The following is a 4,148-nucleotide window of genomic DNA, read 5'->3' on the forward strand; positions in this document are numbered from 1 at the left end:
AACCGAGAGCTTCCCTGCCCTGTCGAGCTAAAGGAGTATTACTAAGCCACTCTGCCCCACGATTAGCTTGCTGCCCCACCCAACCGAGAGCTTCCCTGCCCTGTCGAGCTAAAGGAGTATTACTAAGCCACTCTGCCCCACGATTAGCTTGCTGCCCCGCCCAACTGAGGGCTTCCCCACCCCAGCGCCCCACACCTGTTTTAGCGAGACGCTTACCCCCCTTACCCAGGACGTTACCAACAACGGGGATTAACCCCATCCCCGCCCAAGCTGCATTGGTTGCCGCTTCCTGCGCCTTGGCATCATCTCCTTGGGAAGCATAGTATCCCGATTCACCCAGATACCAAGCAGTATTAGCGGCATCGGCAGCCGTACTGACAGCTTCTCCTACCGCCCATCCTGCTGATGCACCTGCGATCGCTCCTGGTATTGCTCCTATACCACCTGCTGCAAAACCTGCTACACCTCCAGCAATACCTCCAACCACTGCACCAACAAATGGCGCAGCCAAACCCACAAAGTCTAATACACCATGTCCCCATTCACTAATAATGGGGTAATGTTCTCCTAGCCATCCTTTAACACCTTCCCACTTATCCCCCAACCAATTCATACTCGGTTGCAGGATATTTTCGTTAGCCCATGCTAAACCTTGTGATGCTTTCTCACTCACCCAACTACCAACTTCACCCGCCTTATCCTTAGTCCATTCCCAACCCGCTTTAATCCCATCACCCGCCCATTGGAGAGCATTGCTGCCTAACTCTCCTAGCTGTTTAACACCATTCCAAGCTTGAGAACCTTTATCCTTAACCCAATTGCCAACAGCAGAACCTTTTTCTTGAAGCCAACTTAAGCCTTGAGAGCCTTTATCCTTAACCCAATTGCCAACAGCAGAACCTTTTTCTTGAAGCCAACTTAAGCCTTGAGAACCTTTGTCCTTAACCCAACTGCCAACAGCAGAACCTTTTTCTTGAAGCCAACTTAAGCCTTGAGAACCTTTGTCTTGAACCCAACTAACTGCACCCGAAGCCTTATCGGATAACCAACTTAAACCTGTGGAGCTTTTCTCTTGAACCCAACTAGCCGCACCCGAAGCTTTCTCTGATAACCAACTCAATGCACCTGAACTCTTTTCCTGTACCCAACTCTTAGCAGTAGAAACCTTATCGCCCAACCAAGAAACAACGCTACCCGCTTTTTCTTGTACCCCAGAAACTAGCGAACCAACTGCGCCACCCAGCCATTGTAAAATCGAGCTTCCTTTGGACTGTATGCTGGAAACTGCACCTTGTCCTTTTTCTCGTAACCCACTTACAAAAGAACCCGCTTTTTCGCTGACAGCATTAACCGCACTTGTTCCTTTTTCTGTGAGCCAATTTTTAGATGCTTCACCTTTTTCTGTCACCCAATTAAAAGCTGTGCTTCCCTTTTCGGTAAGCCAAGAAGTTGCGCTGCTACCTTTTTCTGTAATAAAGGTTCCCGCACTACTGGTTTTTTCGCCTAGCCAAGACGTTGCACTACTGGCTTTTTCGCCTAGCCAAGAGCTTGCACTATTAACCTTTTCTCCCAGCCAACTAAATGCTCCTCCTGTTTTCTCATCAATCCAGGCTCCCGCACTACTCGCTTTTTGAGATAACCAATTCGTTGCTGCTGCTGCTTTTTCGGTTGCCCAACTAGTAGCCGTATTAACTTTTTCTCCAACCCAGCTTTGTGCTTCCCCTACCTTACCCTGAAAACTTGTCCATCCTGCTGATGCTTTACCCGTTAAGGTTGTCCATTTCTCATTGAGATAATTTCCAGCACTAGTAACAGACTCATTGACAGAAGTCTTAACTTGTTCGCCTTGTTGTTGCAGTTGTGTCCCAACAGCCTGCGCTTTTTGGCTAATTCCTTGCCATCCTTGCTCAGCTTTCTGAGTAACAGGAGCCACCTTACCTTGAATACCACCCCAAACTGATTCAGCTTCGGCTTTGAGGGCTTGCCATTCTGCTTGTAAAGCTTGACTATTACCTTGTTCTTGCCCTTGTTTTTGTCCTTCTTGTTGTTTTGCCCCTTCTGAAGCCCCATTAAGTTTAGCGATAAAGCCTTGAGCTTTCGCCATATAAGTCTGGGAAAACTGCTGGGCTTCTGTTTCTAGGGCAGTCATTTCTGAAACAGCACTACTTTTTAACCCTGTCCAACTACTTTCAATTTCTCCTTTACCTTCAACCGCTTTATTTTCGAGATTGGCAACTTTATCGGCAACTTCAGTTTCTACTTCTTGCTCTTTAGCCGTGGTTTCCTGTTTTAAGCCTGTTTCTTCACCTTGTAACTCAGTAGCTTGGGTTTGGGCATCGGTTTTTAGTTCTGTTCCTTTGGCTTGACTTTCTGTTTCTACCTCAGTTCCTTTCGCTTCGACTTCCGACTGAAGTTCAGCACCTTTAGCTTGTTTACCCGCTTCTAATTCACTGCCTTTAGCTTGTTTACCCGCTTCTAATTCACTGCCTTTAGCTTGTTTACCCGCTTCTAATTCACTGCCTTTGGCTTGCTTACCCGCTTCTAATTCACTACCTTTGGCTTGTTTACCCGCTTCTAATTCACTACCTTTAGCTTGTTTACCCGCTTCTAATTCACTACCTTTAGCTTGTTTACCCGCTTCTAATTCACTACCTTTAGCTTGTTTGCCTGCTTCTAATTCACTACCTTTAGCTTGTTTACCACTATCTAATTGATTACCTTGCTCTTGTTTTGTCCCATCTACTTGAGATTGCTTACCCTCATAATCTCCTTGTAACTCACTCTTCTTCCCAGAAGCATCCCCTTTAAGGGAATCTAAAAGACCTTTTGCCCAATCTAAGGGATTAGAGAGTAAATCTCCTTGAACAACTTGACCCGATTTTACTTTGTCTTCATCAACTTGCTCAACCGCTACATTACTTTCACCACCTTTGGCTGCAACAGCTTGTTCTGCCGATTTAACCGCTTCCTCTACTTTCTGTTCTGTATCCTGTTTCTCAACTTCAGGAGTTTCAGTTTCTTGAGGTTCGGTTTCTTTAGCTGTAGGTTCAGCCGTTTCTTTAACCTCTTCTTGAGTTTCTTTAACCTCTTCTTGAGGTTGAGGTTCAGTTTCAGGAGGTGCTTTGTCCTCTGTTTGTGCTTGGGGTTGTTGCGGTTGTGCTTGTTCTGGCGCTTCAGCAACGGGTTCAGCAGTTGCTTCTTGAGTAGGTTCAACAGGAGCCACATCTGCTGGTTTTTCTGATACCGGGGGAGTTTCAGCAGCAACATCTTTAACTTCAGGAGTTTCTGTAACCGGAGGAGTTTCTGTAGCAGGTTTCTCAATTTGCTCAACTTGCGGCTGCGGTAAGGGTTCAGATTTGGGTACATTTATCCCTGGTTGGGGAATCGCCGCAATTTTTTGTTGGGCTTGCTGTAATACTTGTTCTAATGCCGCTTGAGGTTCCTGGCTCGAATCGACATTTTGGGCAACATTTTGATCAGTATTATGCATCTGATCAGAGTGCTGTTGCCACATATTCGTTAAAGATGTTCCCTGATTGGCTTGACTTAAATCAGGAGTTTGGATACCTCCAGCACCCGCACCCGTATTGGCTGTTTCCGTATTAGCCGGAGTTTCAGACGCTTTTTCCTGGGGTTGAGTTTTCCCTTCAGTATCAGTCGCTGCGGATTCTGCTTCCGGTTGAGGCGCAGTACCTGCTGTCTCTGGTTTAGGTTCTTTTGTGGGTGCTGGCGCAACTTCGGGTTTATTCGTACCCCCTTGTGCTTCCGGTTGGGTTTTTGTGGAGGGTGCTGGGGTAGCGGGGGATTCAGTTGAATTATCTTGTGCTTTGGATTTAGCTTCAGGTTTTGGCGCTGGCGCAACTTCAGGTTGAGTTTCAGTACCTTGTGCTTCGGATTTCGCGTCTGTCGTGGGTGCGGGTTGAGGAGGTGGCTCGATTTTCGCTTGGGGTTGATTGACAGATTGAGGTTGAGCCGGAGCAGGTTTTTGTACTTCTTGAGTCTCTGTCTCTGTGACTAACGGCTTATCCACCTTGGCTTCTGTAACATCTGGTGAAGTTTCCGTTAGCTGAGATTCTGCACCTGTGGCTGTTTGAGCATTAGGCGGTGGAAGTTCTTTAGCCGGAAGTGGCGGGGAATTCTTATCTACA

The 4,148-nt window shown here is 46.9% G+C and carries 1 pseudogene; it reads right to left on the reverse strand.

The annotated features are described in order from the left end of the window. A pseudogene (locus ACLGGO_RS35095) lies at window positions 1-4,148 on the reverse strand (hypothetical protein); the annotation flags it as partial.

Source organism: Coleofasciculus sp. (genome assembly GCF_046565525.1).
Classification (GTDB): Bacteria; Cyanobacteriota; Cyanobacteriia; order Cyanobacteriales; family Coleofasciculaceae; genus Coleofasciculus.